The sequence below is a fragment of the Halocalculus aciditolerans genome (genome assembly GCF_014647475.1).
Lineage (GTDB): Archaea > Halobacteriota > Halobacteria > Halobacteriales > Halobacteriaceae > Halocalculus > Halocalculus aciditolerans.
Genome location: NZ_BMPG01000003.1, coordinates 342,072 through 360,266, shown reverse-complemented (window position 1 = coordinate 360,266; position 18,195 = coordinate 342,072). Strand labels below are relative to the sequence as shown.

The 18,195-nt window shown below is 69.4% G+C and carries 17 protein-coding genes; 6 read left to right on the top strand and 11 right to left on the bottom strand.

Annotated elements, in window-relative coordinates; genetic code table 11:
• Positions 1 to 62: 62 nt before the first annotated feature.
• The 7 genes from IEY26_RS12755 to glpA all read right to left on the bottom strand — a co-directional run bounded on the left by IEY26_RS12755 (position 63) and on the right by glpA (position 8,472).
• A complete protein-coding gene (locus tag IEY26_RS12755) occupies positions 63 to 413 on the bottom strand; it encodes a Zn-ribbon domain-containing OB-fold protein (RefSeq protein WP_188979522.1) in 351 nt (116 codons plus the stop codon).
• On the bottom strand, positions 410 to 1,549 hold the full coding sequence (locus tag IEY26_RS12750; protein WP_188979513.1) for a thiolase C-terminal domain-containing protein: 1,140 nt from the start codon (positions 1,547 to 1,549) through the stop codon (positions 410 to 412). Before IEY26_RS12750 ends, IEY26_RS12755 begins: the two co-directional genes overlap by 4 nt.
• Positions 1,546 to 2,754, bottom strand: a complete 1,209-nt coding sequence (locus IEY26_RS12745; RefSeq protein ID WP_188979511.1) for a CaiB/BaiF CoA transferase family protein — start codon at positions 2,752 to 2,754, stop codon at positions 1,546 to 1,548. The genes IEY26_RS12750 and IEY26_RS12745 overlap by 4 nt, the downstream gene beginning before the upstream one ends.
• Before the next feature lie 138 nt (positions 2,755 to 2,892).
• Positions 2,893 to 3,663, bottom strand: coding sequence for an IclR family transcriptional regulator (locus IEY26_RS12740; protein ID WP_188979509.1), 771 nt, complete (start codon positions 3,661 to 3,663; stop codon positions 2,893 to 2,895).
• A 544-nt stretch (positions 3,664 to 4,207) separates the two neighbouring features.
• Positions 4,208 to 5,521, bottom strand: a complete 1,314-nt coding sequence (locus tag IEY26_RS12735) for an anaerobic glycerol-3-phosphate dehydrogenase subunit C (RefSeq protein WP_188979507.1) — start codon at positions 5,519 to 5,521, stop codon at positions 4,208 to 4,210.
• A complete protein-coding gene (glpB, locus tag IEY26_RS12730) occupies positions 5,514 to 6,728 on the bottom strand; it encodes a glycerol-3-phosphate dehydrogenase subunit GlpB (protein WP_188979859.1) in 1,215 nt (404 codons plus the stop codon). Before glpB ends, IEY26_RS12735 begins: the two co-directional genes overlap by 8 nt.
• Before the next feature lie 46 nt (positions 6,729 to 6,774).
• Positions 6,775 to 8,472: an anaerobic glycerol-3-phosphate dehydrogenase subunit GlpA gene (gene glpA / locus IEY26_RS12725; RefSeq protein ID WP_188979505.1), complete on the bottom strand. Its 1,698-nt coding sequence runs from the start codon at positions 8,470 to 8,472 to the stop codon at positions 6,775 to 6,777.
• Positions 8,473 to 8,618: 146 nt separating this feature from the next.
• On the opposite strand from glpA, the gene glpK reads away from it, so the two are divergent.
• The 3 genes from glpK to IEY26_RS12710 are packed head-to-tail and all read left to right on the top strand — an operon-like array spanning position 8,619 to position 10,609.
• Complete coding sequence (gene glpK, locus IEY26_RS12720) at positions 8,619 to 10,157, top strand: glycerol kinase GlpK (protein WP_188979503.1); 1,539 nt, start codon at positions 8,619 to 8,621, stop codon at positions 10,155 to 10,157.
• A gap of 60 nt (positions 10,158 to 10,217) precedes the next feature.
• Entirely contained in the window at positions 10,218 to 10,448 is a 231-nt protein-coding gene (locus IEY26_RS12715) for a zinc ribbon domain-containing protein (RefSeq protein ID WP_188979501.1), read from the top strand.
• A complete protein-coding gene (locus tag IEY26_RS12710; RefSeq protein WP_188979499.1) occupies positions 10,448 to 10,609 on the top strand; it encodes a hypothetical protein in 162 nt (53 codons plus the stop codon). The genes IEY26_RS12715 and IEY26_RS12710 overlap by 1 nt, the downstream gene beginning before the upstream one ends.
• Positions 10,610 to 10,736: 127 nt before the next feature.
• On the opposite strand, the gene katG is transcribed toward IEY26_RS12710, so the two are convergent.
• The 3 genes from katG to IEY26_RS12695 all read right to left on the bottom strand — a co-directional run bounded on the left by katG (position 10,737) and on the right by IEY26_RS12695 (position 15,087).
• Positions 10,737 to 12,899: a catalase/peroxidase HPI gene (gene katG / locus IEY26_RS12705; protein ID WP_188979497.1), complete on the bottom strand. Its 2,163-nt coding sequence runs from the start codon at positions 12,897 to 12,899 to the stop codon at positions 10,737 to 10,739.
• A 277-nt stretch (positions 12,900 to 13,176) separates the two neighbouring features.
• Entirely contained in the window at positions 13,177 to 14,184 is a 1,008-nt protein-coding gene (locus IEY26_RS12700; RefSeq protein ID WP_188979496.1) for a lysylphosphatidylglycerol synthase domain-containing protein, read from the bottom strand.
• A 36-nt stretch (positions 14,185 to 14,220) separates the two neighbouring features.
• The gene (locus tag IEY26_RS12695; RefSeq protein ID WP_188979495.1) at positions 14,221 to 15,087 is read right to left on the bottom strand and encodes a polyprenyl synthetase family protein; all 867 of its coding nucleotides are present in this window, start codon (positions 15,085 to 15,087) and stop codon (positions 14,221 to 14,223) included.
• A 103-nt stretch (positions 15,088 to 15,190) separates the two neighbouring features.
• On the opposite strand from IEY26_RS12695, the gene IEY26_RS12690 reads away from it, so the two are divergent.
• Positions 15,191 to 15,793: a DUF420 domain-containing protein gene (locus IEY26_RS12690; protein WP_188979493.1), complete on the top strand. Its 603-nt coding sequence runs from the start codon at positions 15,191 to 15,193 to the stop codon at positions 15,791 to 15,793.
• Here IEY26_RS12690 and IEY26_RS12685 read toward each other — a convergent pair.
• Entirely contained in the window at positions 15,772 to 16,191 is a 420-nt protein-coding gene (locus IEY26_RS12685; protein WP_188979491.1) for a hypothetical protein, read from the bottom strand. The two genes, IEY26_RS12690 and IEY26_RS12685, sit on opposite strands and share 22 nt — an antisense overlap.
• A gap of 429 nt (positions 16,192 to 16,620) precedes the next feature.
• On the opposite strand from IEY26_RS12685, the gene IEY26_RS12680 reads away from it, so the two are divergent.
• Positions 16,621 to 17,673 (top strand): phytoene/squalene synthase family protein, encoded by a 1,053-nt coding sequence (locus tag IEY26_RS12680; protein WP_188979489.1) that lies wholly within the window; start codon positions 16,621 to 16,623, stop codon positions 17,671 to 17,673.
• A gap of 139 nt (positions 17,674 to 17,812) precedes the next feature.
• Positions 17,813 to 18,091: a helix-turn-helix transcriptional regulator gene (locus IEY26_RS12675; protein ID WP_188979487.1), complete on the top strand. Its 279-nt coding sequence runs from the start codon at positions 17,813 to 17,815 to the stop codon at positions 18,089 to 18,091.
• Positions 18,092 to 18,195: the final 104 nt, after the last annotated feature.

The window sequence follows — 18,195 nt, the reverse complement described above, 5'->3', positions numbered from 1 at the left end:
CCGTTGGTAAAGAGCGACGGGCGGCGGGACACGAACACCGGCAAAGCGGCACAACACGGCGATTATTCGGTGACGGCGACCAGCCGCGGCTGCGGTGCGTCGCCGTCTCGTAGCGGCGTCGACCCCGCGAACGCGACGGTATCGCCGACGCCGACGGCGTCGTCGGAGAGCTGGGCGACGACCTGCACGCCGTCGTCGAACCGGACGAACCCGAGCGCGTTCGGGCTTCGGACGTCCGGCGGCGTCGTGTGGACGGTCGTCCGCGCCACCACGACCCCCTCGTCGAGCGCGTACGTCCCGAACTCGCGGCCGGCGCAGTCGGGACACCGCGCCCGCGCGTAGTACCAGCGGCGGTCGCAGTCGAGACACCGGAACGCCTCGTCCGCACGGAGTGACCGGTCGCCGTCGGTCATGGCGCGGCTTCCAGTATCGTGGCGACGCTGTTGTTCCCGAACCCGGCGACGTTGACGGCGAACCCCGTGTCCGCGCCGTCGACCTGGCGTTCGCCGTCGAGGTCGCCGCGGAGCTGCCAGGTGAGTTCGACGAGCTGTGAGATGCCGGTCGCGCCGAGGGGGTGGCCGCGGGCCTTCAGTCCGCCGCCGGGGTTCACGGGGAAGTCGCCGTCGCGCGCGGTCTCCCCGTCGACCGTCGCCTCCCACGCCGCGCCCGCCTCGTAGAAGCCGGCTTCTTCGAGTTCCAGCCACTCGAGAACCGTGAACGCGTCGTGGATGCAGGCGGCGTCGACGTCGTCCCGCGACAGGCCGGCGTCGTCGAAGACGCGGTCGCTCGCGGCGCGGACGCTCTCGATTTCGAGCGGGTCCGGGCGGTCGGCGACGGCGTGCGTTCCCGTCGCGCTCCCGATCCCACTAACGCGCACGTCGCCGTCGGCGGCGACGACGAGCGCGGCCGCACCGTCCGTCATCGGACAGCAGTCGTAGAGCCGGAGCGGGGACGCGACCGGCGGCGAGTCGAGCGCGTCGGCGACGGTTATCTCCTTCCGGAACTGGGCGACGGGGTTGTCCGCGCCGTTCCGGTGGTTCTTGACGGCGACGTCCGCGAGGGCCTCCCGGGGGACGTCGTAGCGGTCGAGGTACGCGCCGGCGGCCAGCCCGCCGAACGACGGGAGCGTCACGCCCTGCGCGTACTCGCGGTCGTGCGTGAGCGTGCTGATGGCGTCGGTGACGGTCGCCGTGTCGGCGGCCGACATCTTCTCGACGCCGAGCACTAAGGCGACGTTCGACCGGCCGCTCTCGACGGCTTCGACGCCCCGGTGAGCGGCGCTCGCCCCGCTCGCGCTCGTGTTCTCGAGACGGTCCGCGCGCACGCCCTCGACGCCCGCCGCGGAGACGAACGCGTTCGCGAGGCCGCTCTGCGACCCGACCGCCTCCGTGAGGACGTTCGCGAGGTGGACAGAGTCGACGTCGCCGAGGGCGACGCCGGCGTCCGCTGTCGCTCGCTCGGCCGCGTCGACGGCGAGTTCCAGCGTCGACGCCGCCGCCTCGCTCTCGAACGCCGGCATCCCGACGCCCGCGACGTACGCGTCGGTCATTCTCCGCCGAAGATGCCCGCGGCGTCCAGGTCGTCGATCTCCTCCTCGCTGAACCCGTGCTCCCGGAACACCTCGCGGTTGTGCTCGCCGAGCAGGGGCGGCGGCGACTCGAACCCGCTGTCCGCGTTCTCGAACTTCAGCGGGTGCTCGATGACCGGTATCGTGCCGAGCTCGGGGTGTTCGATTTCCGTCACGGCGTCGCGCGCTTCGACCTGCGGGTTGTCGAGCGCGTCCGCCACGTCGAACACCGGCCCGGCGGGGATTCCGACGTCCTCGACGAGCACGTCGAGCCACTCCTCCGTCGTCCGCTCGCGGAGTGTGGCTTCGAGCTCCGCTTCGAGTTCGTCCATGTGTTCGACGCGGTCCGCGTTCGTCTCGAAGCGCTCGTCTTCGAGGAGGTCCGGGCGGTCGACGCCCTCACAGAGACCGCGCCAGAGCTTCTGGTTCAGACAGGCGACGTTGATGTAGCTGTCCGCCGTCTCGAACGTCTGGTACGGCGCGAGCACGGGGTCTTTCGTCCCCATCCGCTGCGTCTCCTCGCCGGCGAACACCTTCCCGGCTTGCTTCGTCAGCCAGGGCAGCGCGGATTCGAGCATCCCGAGGTCGATGTACTCGCCCGCTCCGGTCAGCTCGCGGCGGTAGAGCGCGCTCACCGCGCCGAACGACCCCCACATCGCCGTGATGAGGTCGGTCATCGGGAGGCCGACCTTCACCGGGCGGCCGTCCCGCTCCCCGGTCACGTCCATGATGCCGCTCATCCCCTGGATGAGGAGGTCGTATCCCGGTCGCTCCCGCCAGGGCCCCGTCTGCCCGAACGCCGAGATGGCGAGGTAGACGATGTCCTCGTTGTGCTCGCGGATGGAGTCGTAGTCGACGTCGAGGCGGTCGGCCGTCCCCGGCCGGTAGTTCTGGATGAAGACGTCCGTCTCCTCGACGAGGTCGTAGAGGGCGTCGCGCCCCGCCGGGTTCTTCAAGTCGAGTTCGAGGCTCTGCTTCCCGTAGTTCACCGTCCAGAAGTAGGGCGACTCGCCCCGGATGAACGGCGGGCCGGAGTGGCGGTTGTCGTCGCCGACGCCGGGCCGTTCGACCTTGACGACGTCCGCGCCCTGATTGGCGAGCATCGCGGAGCAGAACCCGCCGGTGACGAACGTCGAGAGGTCGAGAACCGTTACACCGTCGAGTATGCGGTCGTCTCCAGTGGACACTACCGCGTTGGTTCGTCGAACAGGACCATAATGATTGTCATGTGTTGACCGGATGGTAAACGAACGTGCGCGGACGCGGTCGCGGAGCGGGCGGGAGCGAGAGCGTTCGACCGGAGAGCTGTCCGAGTATGCGGGACGCTATCGGTAGGCGGAGTTGAGTTCGAGTTCGTTCGAAGAGCCCAGGAGGAGGTCCGGGAGGTCGTTTTCGAGCCGGTCGCCGCGGATACGGTTCGTCGGGCCGGACACGCTCAGCGCGCCGACCACGCTCCCGTCGGGGCCGCTGACGGGGACGCCGACGGCGCGGAGCCCCTCGATGTGGCCCTGGTCGTTGATGCTGAACCCGCGCTCGCGAATCGATTCGAGCGCGTCGAACAGGTCGTCGGGGTCGGTGTAGGTGTGTGGGGTGAGTCGTTCGAGCCCGCGGGACGCGATGATCTCCTCCACGCGCTCCCGGTCGAGCTGGGAGAGGATGGCGAGGCCGCCGGCGCTCGCGTGGACGGGCGTGTGCTTCCCGACGTGCATGTTCGTCTTCACCGCGTGCTCGCCGGCCTCCATGTGGACGTAGACCGCGCGGCCGTTCTCCTCGACGACGAACTGCGCGCGCTCGCTCGTCCGCTCTGCGAGCTCTTCGACTTTCGACTTCGCGAGCACGTACGTCTCCTTGCGCGACTGCGTCCACTGGCCGACGTCGAGGAAGCGGAGGCTGAGGGAGTACTCGCCGTCGCTGCGGGTCACGTAGCCGCGGTCGTGGAGCGTGGTGAGGTGTCGGTGCACGGTGCTCCGAACGAGGTCGACCTCGTCAGTGAGTTCGCGCAGCGTCGCCCCGTTCATCTCCCGAAGCAGTTCGAGTATATCGAACGCCGTGTCGACCGTCGATACGTGGTCCGTCGGTCCCGCTCTCTCGCTCATACTCCCCACGTCTCCCCACAACCCCATATAGATTGTTGCGTATACTCGGACTCCGGTCGGTGAGACGTCGACGACGCCCGTGCGGTTTACATCAGTACTTTCGTAAACTCTCTGGACGCGGACAGAGGCGTCCAGAGCACTACCAAGCAGTAATCTTGCACTCTATGGACAAAATTGCTCGGGTTTTCCACGACCTGACGTTTGACCAGAGCCACACATACCATCAGGCTTCGTTCAGAGTGTGTGCCATATACGAGCGTCATAGCTCCAGTACCTGGTAGATGGGTTCTTCTAATAGCGGTTCTTCTCGGACGAGTCCGTTCGACGCTGATTCAGTAACCGTCTCAGCGTTCACGGAGAGATTTCCGCGTAAGACGTCTAATGAGCAGCATTTACGGGCCACCCCCAATATTTTCGAATCCATCCCTCGGAAACTTACTCGTGAAGAATATTGCACTACTGCAGCAATACTCGTGGCGTTTCGTGCAGGCGGTCAGGTAGAGCCTGTCTGTTCGGAGGAGGAGTCTTCGCTGTGAAGTCCCGGTTAGGCGGCGTCGGGGGCGAAGACGGCTTCGAGGACTTCGAGCGGGTGTTTGACGTCGTAGCCGGTGCCGTGTTCCATCTGCATCGCGCAGGTCGGACACTCCGTCATGCCCGTCTCCCCCTCGACGCGTTCCATGTGGTCGAACATCTCCGCGCCGATCTCCATGCTCGTCTCGTAGTTCTCGGCCTTCCAGCCGTACGTCCCGGAGATGCCGGAGCAGGAGTCGCCGACGTCGTGGGGGTCGACGCCGTCGAGCGTCGAGAGGAGTTCGACCGACTGGCCGGCGAGCCCCTGGTTTCTCGCGTGGCAGGGCGCGTGGTAGGCGAGGTCGCCGAACTCCGCTTCAAGGTCCGCGGCGAGGGACTCGTCGACGTCGGCGTCGGCGAGCCGGCGGTCGAGGTCGGCTTCGAAGCGGAGGTATTCGAGCGCCTCCGAGGTGCTCGCGGCGACGGTCTCCGTGCCGGCGTAGTCGAAGAGCTCGGGGTACTCCTGTCGCAGCGACATCGAGCACGACGTACACGACGTGACGACGTCGTAGCCGTCGTCGACGAGGTCGCGGAGCGTTCGAACGTTGTGTTCGGCGGCGCGCTCCGCGTCGTCCATCATCCCGTTCGCGAAAATCGGCGTCCCCGAACAGCGCTGCTCGGGGACCGCGACCTCGTAGCCGAACGCCTCGAAGACGCGGACGAACGCCTTCGCCACCTCGGGCGTGTTGTAGTTCGCGTAACACCCGTGGAAGTACGCGACGCGCTTCTCCTCGCTCTCCACGCGGTTCCCGCCCCGCTTCCCCCACCACTCGCGGAAGGTCTCGTGGGCGAAGTCGGGGAGCTCGCGCTCGGCGGTGACGCCGAAGAGTTTCTCGCCGAGCGCTCGGAGGACGGTGTTGTTGGCGGCGGCGTTCGCGAGGCGCGGCATCGCGGAGGCGACGGGGGCGAGGCGACCGTAGTTCGCGAGCGCACGGTTCCGCCAGTACTCCAGACTCCACTTCGACATAGATTCGTCGACGTACTTCGCGCGCGCCGTGTTGTGCATCTGGGAGAGCGACACGCCCGACGGGCACGCGGAGTCGCACCGCATGCAGTTCGAGCATTTCGAGATAGAGGGGTCGATGTCCGCGTCCTCCTGTCGTTGCAGCCGCCACTGCTCGGGCCCCTGGAACTTCGGCCCGGGGAAGTCGTCGTCGACTTCCGCGACCGGACACGACGCATCGCAGGACGTGCATTTGTAGCAGTCGTCCGTGCCGGGGCGGAGGTCCGCGTCGGCGGGGTCGTCGGCGCGCGATACCGAGTCGGATGGTGGGGTTGCGTCACTCATTGGCGGCTCCCCGGCCGGCGGCGTAGCCCGTTGCGAGGGAGACGCCGCTGCCGGATTTCTCGGCGGCGAAGTCGTAGCCGCCGAGCACGCTGCCGGCGGCGTAGAGGTTCTCGAACTCGACTGTTCCCGTCTCGTCGAGCGGGCGGAGGGCGTCGTCGGTGCGGACGCCGAAGCGGGCGAAGGGGTGGTCGCCGAAGGCGTCGTCGCGGAACCAGTCGTAGCGGTCGTCGGGCGCGGGGACGTGGCAGTCGAAGATGGGTTCGCGCACGCCCGCTCGGTCCGTCTCGACGCCCTTCCCGATGAGGCCGCCGGTCGCGAGGACGACGGCGTCCGCGCCGTACGCGCGCTCCGTGCCGAGGTGGTCCACGTGCACCGCGGTGAGTCGGTCGTCGGTGGCGTCGAAGCCGACGACGGGGTTCCCGGTTTCGATGGTGACGCCGGCGTCGCGGAGGGCGTCGTGGAAGGTGTCTTCCAGACGGAGACCGGGAAGGCTCGGCGGGGCGGTGGGAATCTCGAAGACGTCGACGGCGAGGACGCCTTCGAGGGTGGCGCGGACGTCGGCGGCGTGCTCGTCGCCGAGGATGGCGGGGAAGCCGACGCGGGATTCGCCGTCGAGGTGCGCGGCGACCGCGGTGGCGAGGGCGGCGCGAGCGGGCGCGTCGTCGGTCTCCTCGTCGGCGTCGAGGGCGCGCGCGTAGCGCGTGACGGCGGCGTCGGCTCGCAGGTCGCCGGGGAAGGAGACGGTGACGCCGCGGGCGTCGAAGGGGACGCCGGCGGCGGCGAGGCGGTCGGCCGCGAGCGGCGCGTCGAAGTCCGGGAGCGACTCGAAGCCAACGAGGAGCGCGTCAGCCTCCCGCGAGGCGAGACCGGCGGCGGTGCTCGCCGGGTATCGCGCGGTCGGTTTCACGCGCCCGCCGAACGTCGGGACGAGCGCGTTCCGAGCCGTGTGCCCGCCCTCGTAGGTCGCGCCGGTGACGTCGTCGAAGAGCGCGAGCGCGTCTCGAACCCCACCCTCGCCCACGGCAGTGTATGGGTGGGCGTCCGGGAGGGCGGAGAGCGCGTCGAAGGGGTCGGGGAGCGGGCCGACGCCGTCCGGCGTGTAGCCGAGGACGTCGATCAGCCCGGACGCCTGCCGGAGCGTGTTCTCCGTGTGGGAGAGGAGGCGGACGCTCGCTCCGTCGCGCGCGGCGGCGAGCGCGGCCGTCATCCCGGCGAGCCCGCCGCCGACAACCACGACGTCGTCACGCACCACGCTACTCCACCCCGCTCGCGCTCGCGGCGTCGGTCGCCGTCTCGCGGCCGGCGTCGAACGCGTCGAACTCGACGCCCTCCAGACGCCCGTCGCGGTTCATCGTCGCGGCGTGGAGGGCGTGCGTGAGCATCGCCTGTGAGAGCTGGTCGCCCCAGAGCGCGTGGCGCTGGCCCTTCCAGCGCTCCGCGTAGAGGTCGTCGAGCGCCGCGCTCGCCGCCTCTGAACCATAGTCGGGGTGGAGTTCGTTCGCGAGGCGATGGGCGCAGAAACCGCCCTGGCAGTTCCCCATCGACGCCCGCGTTCGGATGCGGACGGCGTTCAGGTCGGTTCCGGCCCGATCGATGGCGTCCCGGACTTCGGCGCGCGTCACGGACTCACAGCCGCAGAGCACGGGGTTCGGGTCCGCGGTGTCGAGCACCTCGCTGGTCCGGGAGCCGAGTCGCTGCGCGGAGCGGCGGGCGACCGGCGACCGGAGGCCGTAGCGCGCCATCGCGGCGTCGAGGTCGCCCGGCCGCTCGCTCCCCGGGAGCGGGGTCTCCGCGGTCTCACAGGGCGCGTCCACGCCGAGGAGCCCGCAGACGTGATCCGTGATCTCCTCCGCCATCAGCCGATACGTCGTGAACTTCCCGCCGACGATCGTCGTCATCCCCTCCAGGTTGTCGCGGTCGGCGTGGTCGAGGCGGAAGTAGTCCCGCGTGATGTCCGTCGAGTCGCTCGTCCCCGTTCCCGGCGGTTCGTAGAGCGGCCGGACGCCCCAGAAGGAGCGGACGGTCCGCGAGTCGGCGAGCACGGGGACGAGGCGCGCGAGGTCGTCGATCATCCGCTCCACCTCCCACTGCTCCTCGGGGTAGTCCTCGGGGTCGTCGACCTCCTCGTCTGTCGTTCCGAGGATCGCCGTCGTCTCGTGCGGGACGACGATGTCGGCGTCGCCCTTCGGTCGGCAGTGGTTGATGACGGTGTCGACCTGCCGGCAGTTCATCACGACCATACAGCCCTTCGACGGCCGGACGTCGACGTCGACGCCCGCCATCGCGCCGATTTCGCCCGCCCACGCGCCCGTCGCGTTCACCACGTGCTCGGCGCGAATCACCTCGTCCTCTTCCGTCGCTCCGTGCGTCCGCGACCCCGGACCGGAGGTGTGTTCGACTTCGACGCCGACCACCCCGCCGTCCTCGACGAGAACGTCCGTCACTTCGGCGTGCGTCTCGATGCGCGCGCCGTGGGCCTCCGCGTCGAGGGCGTTCGCCACGCAGAGCCGGAACGGGTCCACCGCGCCGTCGGGGACGCGGATGGCGCGCTGCACGTCGTCGGCGAGCGCCGGCTCCATCGCGCGCGCCTCCTCGCCCGTGAGCACGTCCGCCGGGATCCCGCAGTCGCGACAGCCGGCGAGCTTCTCCGCGAAGTAGTCGTCCGAGTCGCCCGGTCGCTGGACGAAGAGCCCGCCGGTTTCTTCGACGCAGTGCGCGGCGATTTCTCTCAGCACGCGGTTCTCGGCGATGCACTCCTCGGCGCTCGCTCGGTCGGCGACGGCGTAGCGCGCGCCCGAGTGGAGGAGGCCGTGCATCCGCCCGGTCGTCCCGTGCGTGAGGTTCCCCTGCTCGACGAGCGTGACGTCGACGCCGCGCATCGCGAGGTCGCGCGCGATGCCGACGCCGGTCGCCCCGCCGCCGACGACCACGACCGCGGTCCGCGATTCCATCGAATCAGGGGACGGAGAGGAGTTCCTTAGGTGTATCGCACACGGCACCGGAACGGGTGTCGCGCGGGCGGTTTTATGCCGGCGGTGGCCGGAGTAGGGCGTATGAGTGGTCGCGCGGAGAACTGCGGACGGCGTGGGGTGCGGGGATGAGCGCGTACGTCGGGGCCATCGACCAGGGGACGACGGGAACGCGCTTCATGGTCTTCGACCACGACGGCCGCGTGGTGGCGAGCGCGTACGAAACACATGAGCAGTCCTACCCGGAGCCGGGGTGGGTGGAGCACGACCCCGTGGAGATCTGGGAGAACACGCAGCGCGTGATGGTGGACGCGCTCGCGAGCGCCGACCTCGACGCGGCGGCGCTCGACGCCATCGGCGTGACGAACCAGCGGGAGACGACGGTGCTCTGGGACGCCCACACGGGCGAGCCGGTCTACGACGCGGTCGTCTGGCAGGACCGCCGGACGACGGAGCGCGTCGAGGAACTCGACGCCGACGGCTGGCACGACTACATCCGGGCGACGACCGGGCTCGAACCCGATTCCTACTTCTCCGGGACGAAAGTCGAGTGGCTGCTCGACAACGCCGACCCCATCAAACTCCAGCGGACGCGCCCGGAGGACGTCCGCGACCGCGCCGAGGACGGCGACGTGCTCTTCGGGACGATGGACTCCTGGCTCGTCTACAACCTCACCGGCGCGCACGTGACGGACGTCACGAACGCCTCTCGGACGATGCTCTACGACATTCATGCCGGGGAGTGGGACGACGACCTCCTCGCGGAGCTCCGCGTCCCCGGGGCGATGCTCCCCGAGGTCCGGCCGTCCTCGGACGCCGACTACTACGGGCACACGGACCCCGACGGCTTCCTCGGCGCTCGCGTGCCGGTCGCGGGCGCGCTCGGCGACCAGCAGGCGGCGCTCTTCGGGCAGACGTGCTTCGCCGCCGGCGACGCCAAGAACACCTACGGCACGGGGTCGTTCATGCTCCTCAACACGGGCGCGGAGGCCGTCGAGTCCGACCACGGACTCCTCACGACCGTCGCGTTCCAGCGCTCCGGCGACCCCGTCCAGTACGCCCTGGAGGGCTCCGTCTTCGTCACGGGCGCGGCCATCGAGTGGCTCGCGGACGTGGGCCTCATCGAGGACGCGCGGGAGACGGCGACGCTCGCCCGCTCCGTCGATTCGACCGACGGCGTCTACGTCGTCCCGGCGTTCACGGGGCTGGGCGCGCCACACTGGGACCAGCGCGCCCGCGGCACCATCGTCGGAATGACGCGCGGGACGCGCCGCGAACACGTCGTTCGGGCGACCCTCGAAGCCATCGCTTACCAGACGCGCGACGTCGTCGAAGCGATGGAGGCCGACGCCGGCGTCGACATCGACGAACTCCGCGTCGACGGCGGCGCGGTGAAGAACAACTTCCTCTGCCGGCTGCAGGCGGGCGTGCTCGGCTCGCGCATCGTCCGACCCGAAGTGGACGAGACGACGGCGCTCGGCGCGGCCTACGCCGCCGGCCTCGCCACCGGCTACTGGGAGTCCGTCGAGGAGCTCCGCGCGAACTGGCGCGTCGACCGCGCGTTCGACCCCGACGAAGACGGCGTCGACGGCGACTGGGACGCCAGATACGACCGCTGGGGCGACGCCGTCGAACGCGCGAAGCACTGGGCGGTCGAGGAGTCCTGACCCTCGGGAACCAGTCAACGATGGATAAAGTTCTTGGCGGCTCGCCGAAAAGTCACGGCCATGGTCCCCGAACCAGACGCCTCCACGACCGGCGAACGCGGCTGCCCGAAATGCGGACACAGCGAAACCGACGTCGGGACGATCTCGACGACCGGCGGCGGCCTCTCGAAGATGTTCGACATCCAGACGAACAGCTTCAAAGTCGTCTCCTGTACGAACTGCGGGTATTCGGAACTCTACCGAGATACGACGTCGGGGTCGAGCGACATCGTGGACGTCTTCCTCGGCTGATGGCCGGTATCGACGCCGCGTTCGTCCTCTTCGTGCTCTTCGTCGCGGGTATCGGCCCGCTCCTCCTCTACGTCTTCGTCAGGCGCGAACACGACGACCGTGACGTCCTCGACCGCAGCGACGCAGAACGCGTCGTGCGCCGAGACGTCGACGACGAATAGGCGAGGCCACTACCGTACGTTGGGACAACGAGACTGACGACAGCGAACACTTCGTCGCCGAGGAGTGCGGCAAAGAGGAGGGGAAAGAGAGAGGAGAGTGTGGGGTCCGAGCGGACCCGGTTCGGCGTTATTCGAGGTCGAAGCGGTCGGCCTGCATGACCTTGCTCCACGCGGCGACGAAGTCCTCGACGAGGTCTTCCTCGCCGTCTTCTGCGCCGTAGACGTCGGCGTGGGCGCGGAGGCGGGCGTTCGAGCCGAAGATGAGGTCGAATCGGGTGGCCTCCCACGCCTTCTCGCCGGTGGCGCGGTCGAAGCCTTCGAAGACTTCCGCGTCCTCGTCGACCGGCTCCCACTCGTAGTCCATGTCGAGGACGGTCTCGAAGAAGTCGTTCGTGAGCGCGCCGGGGTCGTCCGTGAAGACGCCGCGGTCGGAGTCGCCGTAGGTCGCGCCGAGCGCGCGCATCCCGCCGACGAGCGCGGTCATCTCGGTCACGGAGAGGTTCAGGAGCTCCGCCTTGTCGACCATGCGCTCTTCGAGGGAGCCGTAGAAGTCGTTGAAGTCGCCGTCGCCGATGTAGTTCCGGAAGCCGTCGACCTTCGGTTCGAGGGGCTCGAAGGAGTCGGAGTCGGTCTGCTCGGCGGAGGCGTCCGTGCGACCCGGCTCGAACGGAACGTCGACGTCGTAGCCGGCGTCCGCGGCGGCCTGCTCGACGGCGATGTTCCCGCCGAGGACGATGAGGTCGGCGAGCGAGACGCGGACGTCGTCGTCGCGCGACTCGTTGAACTCGGCCTGGATGTCCTCGTAGGTGTCGAGGACGTCGGCGAGCACGTCGGGCTCGTTCGCCTCCCAGTTACGCTGCGGTTCGAGGCGGATGCGCGCGCCGTTCGCGCCGCCGCGCTTGTCGCTGTCGCGGTACGTGGACGCGGACGCCCACGCGGTCTTCACGCGCTCCGTCCGGTCGAGGTCAGAGTCGAGGATGGCGTCTTCGAGCTCCGCGACCTCCGCTGCGCCGACGGTCTCGTAGTCGGCGTCCGGAACCGGGTCCTGCCAGACGAACTCCTCGTCGGGGACCTCGGGGCCGAGGAGGCGGTCCTTCGGGCCCATGTCGCGGTGGATGAGCTTGAACCACGCCCGCGCGAACGCCTCCTGGAAGTGGTCGGGGTTCTCCTGGAAGTCCTCGAGGATTTCGCGGTAGTCGTCGTCGCGCTTCAGGGCGACGTCCGTCGTCAGCATCATCGGCTCCTCGGACTCGTCGAAGTCCTGTGCGTCCGGGGCCTTCTCGATGTCTTCGCGCTCTTCCTCGGTGGCCGGCTGCCACTGCCACGCGCCGCCGGGGCCCTTGTGCGGCTCCCACTCGTAGTCGAGGAGGTTGTCGATGTAGCCCGTGTCCCACATCGTCGGCGTGGAGTTCCACGGTCCCTCGATGCCGCTCGTAATCATGCCGGCTTTCTCGAAGTCGTGGTCCCAGCCGAGGCCCTGCTGCTCCATCGGGGCGGCCTCCGGCTCGGGGCCGACGTCCGTCTCGTCGTCAGCGCCGTGGACTTTCCCGAAGGTGTGGCCGCCGGCGATGAGCGCGACGGTCTCCTCGTCGTCCATCGCCATGCGGTCGAACTCCTCGCGGATGTTCGCCGCGGAGCCCTCGACGTCGGGCTCGCCGTAGGGGCCCTCGGGGTTCACGTAGATGAGGCCCATCACGGTGTTCGCGAGCGGGTCTTTGAGGCTCCCGACTTCCTCGTCCTCGAAGCGCTCGGGGTCGGTCGTCTCCCACTCCGTCTCGGGGCCCCACTCGACGGCCTCGTTGGATTTGTACTCGTCGACGCGGCCGCCGCCGAAGCCGTACGTCTCGAAGCCCATCGATTCGAGGGCGACGTTCCCCGCGAGGATGATGAGGTCGCCCCAGGAGAGCTGCCGGCCGTACTTCAGCTTCACCGGTTGCAGGACGCGGCGGGCCTTGTCGAGGTTGACGTTGTCCGGCCAGCTACTCTCCGGCGGGAGGCGCTGGAGCGCGCCGGCCGCGCCGGCCCGACCGTCGAGCGTCCGGTACGTCCCGGCGCTGTGCCACGCCATCCGGATGAAGAGCGGGCCGTAGTGGCCGTAGTCCGCCGGCCACCACTCCTGAGAGTCCGTCATGACGTCCTGGATGTCCGCCTTCACTTCGTCCAGGTCGAGCTTCTGGAACTCTTCCGCGTAGTCGAAGTCCTCGCCGTAGGGGTTGAGCTCCGCGGCGTTGTCGTCGAGGATATCCAGTCGCAGTAAGTCCGGCCACCACTCCTGATTTGACCAAGTCATCGGTGTGTTCGAACTATCTCGCGTTATAGCCATAAACATACCGATTGCTCGTCTTAAACAACGTATTCTTCCCGATACCGAGCGACAATATTTTCATATAGAAAAGAATTGTTTTCCGTATCGGTTCGGGAGTTCGCATTAGGCGAGGTGCGGCGCACTGGAACGTGCGACCGAACGGACGAAGTGACGGGCGAGAACGCGGGCGCGTCGTCGCCGTCGGCCGCCGGCCCGCACGAATTCTCTCGCGTAACGCGTTCGAACCGTCGCCTCTGGGCGGTCACGCGCCCGGTCGCCAGCCGCGGAGGAATGCGGTAGCGAGACCGCCGCCGCCGACGGCGGTGAGGAGCCCGAAGGTGCGGACGACGAGGACGGCGGCGGCAGCGGCGTCGGCGGGGACGCCGGTCATGAGGACGACCGCACCGGCGAGGAGGACGTCGTACGCGCCGAGGCTGGCGGGGATAGGGACGACGCTCGCGGCCTGCGGGAGCGGGACGATGGCGACGATGGGGAGGAGCGCGGCGGGCGTGCCGGTCCCGGCGAGGGCGACCCAGAGTGCGGTGGCGGTGAGAAGCTGTTCGAGGACGCCGCCGAGGGCGACGAGGCCGAGGAGGCGCGGGGTGTCGCGGAAGGCGAGGACGCGCGTCCAGAAGCGGTCGACGGCGGCGGCGACGGTGTCGCGGTCGTGGGGGTCGTCGCGGTAGAGCGCGGAGACGCGGCGGACGACGGGCGCGAGAAGGGCGGTCGCGGCGGCGGCGATGGAGGCGCGAGCGGCGAGGAGAGCGGCGGCGGCGACGACGAGGACGACGGCCGCGCCCGCGAACGTGGCGACGACGACCCGCGGGGCGGGACCAGTGAGGAGGAAGACGGCGACGAGGACGAGCGACAGCGCGACCTGCGCGGCGGATTTGACGTACTTCGCGACGCCGCGGACGCCGAGCGCGTCGCTGTAGGAGGTGTCGGTGGCGACGCCGAAGAAGCGCGCCATAATCGGTTCCGAGCTCACGGGGCCGGCGGGGCTGAGGGTGTCGAAGAAGTCACCGGCGAAGGCGAACTGCACGCTCTGCCCGGGAGTGAGGCCGCGGTTGAGCGGTCTGACGGACGCCCAGACGCCGAGGCCGTCGACGGTGGCTTCGACGAGGACGACGGCGAAGACGACGGCGGCCGCCGGGAGGGCGATCGCGGTCACGCGGTCGAGGACCGCGCCGGGGCCGACGGCGAAGAGAGAGACGGCCAGCGCACCCGCGCCGAGGGCCACGCCGGCGGCGAATCGGAGTTCGCGTCGCACGGTCGCACTCCGACCGGCCGGCGGTTAAACCCACCGTCAGCTGTCGGCGTCGGGGACGGTCGCGTCGAGGAACGCGCGGAGCGGGTCGGTGTCGAGCACGTCCGCGAGGGCGTCGAGCGCCGCGTCGGCGTCGGCGAGGGCGTCGGCGGCGTACTGTCGGAGGCGGTCGGGGTCGGTGTCGGGCGGGACGACGCGGACCGCGCCGGGGTCGGTGTCGGCGGCGATGCGGCCGGCGCGGGCGACGGAGACGCCGCGTCCGAACCGGCCGACGGCGTTCCGAGTCTCGTCGTCGAGGCCGGCGATGGACGCGCCGACGAGCGCCGCGCTGCGGCCGAGGACGCCGACCGTCTCGTCGAGGAGCGGGGTGCGTTCGCCGGGCGGCGGCGGTCGGGAGACGCGGGTGTCGAGCGCGTGGGTGAGCGTCGTGGAGGCGTCGGTGAGCGTGTCGATAGCGTCCGCGAGCGCGGCGTCGTCGAGCGTCCGGTAGGCGGTCGCGTGGATGGCGTCGCCGGCGAGGAGCGCGTCGGTGTGGTCCCAGTTGAGAGAGTGCGCGACGGCGTTGTCGAGCTGGACGACGAGGCCGCTGCGGACGCGGTGGTACTCGTTGAGGAGTTCGACGGCGGCGGCTCCGGCGCGCGCGGCCGGCGTCGGCGAGCCGGCGGCGGTGTCGTGAACGCAGAGGAGGAGGCGGCCGAACCACCGCTCGGTCGGCGTAACGTCGGCACGGACGGCAGCGAGGTTCGGCGTGAGGACGCCGTCGAGCGCGCGCTCGACGCGAGCGTCGAGGGTGCGTTGACCCGGTTCGCCAGACGAGCCAGTGTTGCTCTGACCCGGTTCGCCAGACGGGTCAGTGTCGCGTCGGCCGGGTTCCGCGGATGGGTCGGTGTCGGGAGGGTCGGACATCGTTACTAGGGCTTACTGAACAGTTAGTCAAAAGCGTTTGGGAGGAGGCGGTCACCGAGGCGGGAGTCGAAGGAAAGTACTTCCCGCGGTTCGAACGTCGCGTATGGCCTCCCTCACAGACGGCTACGCGAAGGAGAACCCCCTCGTCGTCACGGGCGTGCTCTCCGTCATCGGCTACGCGCTCGTCTTCGGGTCGTTCGGCGGGCTGGTGCCGTTCCCCGCCATCGGCCGCGAGACGGTGCTCCGGTTCTCCGACGCCATCGCCGTGGTGAACACCTGCGCGCTCACCGCGCTCCTCGTCGGCTACTACTGCATCCGAAACCGCCGCGTTCGCGCGCACCGCGCGTCGATGCTCACCGCGGTCGCCCTCATCGGCGTCTTCCTCGTGCTCTACCTCTGGAAGGTCGGCGGCGGCTTCGAGAAGGAACTCGTCATCCAGCAGGGCCAGTTCCTCGCGGGCTACGCGAGCGCCGTCAGACCGCTCTACCTCGTGATGCTCGCCGTCCACATCGTCCTCTCCGCGCTCGCCGTCCCGCTCGTCGTTCACCCGGTCGTCCTCGGGCTCACGCACACGCCCGAGGAACTCGAACGGACCGCGCACGCCCGCGTCGGCCGGTACGCCGTCGCGACGTGGTCACTGAGCCTCGGGCTCGGCATCGTCACGTACTGGCTGCTCAACCACGTCTACAGCTGGCGGCCGCTCTGAGGGCCGTCGCGCGGCGCGTCGTCGCGCGTGAGCGTGTCGACGGACGCGTTCTCCACCGTCCACGCCCCCGGCGGCGCGTCCGTCCACCGCCGGTAGAGATTCGTGCAGTGCGCCCGCGTGTCCGTCTCCTGAACGCGGACGTCGCGGGTGAGTTCGACCGCCTCCGAGTCGATTCTGGACGCCGACCACCCGCGCTCTAAGCGAACGTCGTCGAGCAGAGCGTCAGCGTCGATATGGCCCGGTTCGACAGACGCGCTGCGTTCGAGGCGGACGGTTTCGCGGATGCGGCCGGAGAAGTCACCGCCTTCCGCGGCGGTCCCGGGGGAGAACGTCCAGTCGTACTGCGCTCCCGCGACCTGATTCGGGAGGGCGGCGTTCGGCGTCGACGAGTCGACCATCGTTACGTTCTGTTACTTCACCCTCGCATATTTATCTTGTAGCCACGAATCACTCGCCTGACTGCTTGGTGGGAGTCAGCGGAGCGTGGAGGCAGTCGAGGGGGCGAAGAACGCGTCGATGGACGCGAAGTCGGTGTGCTCACCGGGGGGAGAGTCGGAAGAGGCGTCGTCGAGGCCGTGATGCTGCGGCGGTATGTGGCGTGGGAAACCGTCACGACCTGCGAACCGGAGGAGGATACATGAACGTCCGGCGGGCGGTTCGGGTGCGGTCTCGACCGAAGAATGTTTCGACGTGCCCGCGGATATAGCTAGCATGACCGGTGCGCTCTTCGAACCGACTGCCGTCGCGTCCCCGCTGCCGAGCGGTCACGCCGCGTCGAGCGGCACGACCGAGAGAGACCCGCCCCCGACTCGGACGGTGACGAGTGGATGAACCCCGTCGAGTCGCCTGAGCCGGACCTCGACTGGTGCCACGAGGCGGTGCAGGGCGTGTCGCGGACGTTCGCGTTGACCGTCGACGTGCTCGACGAGCCGATGGCGTCCCACGTCTGCCTCGGCTACCTCCTCTGCCGGGTCGCGGACACCATCGAGGACGCGAACCACATCCCGCCCGCGGAGCAGGCGGCGCTGCTGCGGACGTACGACGCGGCGCTCGACCCCGACTCGGAGACGACGATTACGGAGTTCCGCGCCGCGGCGGAGGAGTGGCTGCCCGCGCCCGCGGACCGCGACGAGGACTGGGCGGTCGTCGCCGCGGCCCCGACCGTGTGGGCGACGTTCACCGAGCAGCCCGAGCCCGTCCGTGACGCCATCGTCGCGCCGATCCGCGAGATGGTGGACGGGATGGCGATGTTCGTCGAACGCCACGCGGACACCGGCGGTCTGCGGCTCGACGACCGCTCGGAGCTCGAAGAGTACTGCTACTACGCGGCGGGGACGGTCGGCATCCTCATCACGAACCTCCTGACGCGACGCGGCGTCGCCGAGGAGCGCGCGGAGACGCTCTACGGGACCGCCGAGGAGTTCGGCCTCCTCCTCCAGCTCATCAACGTCTCGAAGGACGCCTACGACGACTACACGTCGGAGAACAACGTCTACCTCCCGGCGACCTGGTTCGAGGAGGAAGGCATCGACCAGGAGGCCGTCGTCGACCCGGCGGCCCGCGAGTCCGCGGCGAGCGTCGTCCACCGGACCGCCACGCACGCCGCGACGTTCCTCGACGACGCCCAGACCTACCTCGAGTCGATGCCGCTCTCCCACGGGAACAAGACCGCGGCGTGGTCCGTCCCCTTCCTCCTCGGCGTCGGCACGCTCCGGGAGCTGAAAGCCCGCCCGGAGGACGCGCTCACCGAGTCCGGCGTGAAGATCTCCCGACGCGAAGTCTTCGCCGTCATGGAAGCCGCCCACGACGCCGGCGCGGACTCCCTCACCGGCCTCCGAGAGACCGTCGCGCGGAAACCCTACCACCACGCCACCGAGTGAGCCCGGCCGGCCGAGCGGTGAGCGCCCGACACCGGCCCGTCCGTCGAACCGGGCCGTATCGGTATTGACTCGTCTGTCGACCCGGGTCAGATTGAGTCGGCACGCTGAAGTGCGTCTCAGTACGACCGGTCGTCCGAGTATGCACGACCTGACCGGCTTCCAACGCGACCTGCTCTACGCCATCGGCGGCCTCGACGACCCCCACGGCCTCGCCCTCAAGGACGAACTCGAAGGTTACTACGAGTCCGAAGTCCACCACGGCCGCCTCTACCCCAACCTCGACGCCGTCGTGGAGAAGGGGTTGGTGGAGAAGGGGAAGATCGACGAGCGCACGAACTCCTACTCGCTCACGCGCCGCGGCCGCCGCGAGCTCGAAGCGCGCCGTGACTGGGAAGCAGACTACCTCGACGACGACTGACCCGGCGAGGGCGTCTGACGGTGAACGCGCCGTCGACGGAACCGATTCTCGTGATTCGCAGGTGTTCTATGAAACGCCGTTCAGCGGAGCCAGTGTACTCCCCG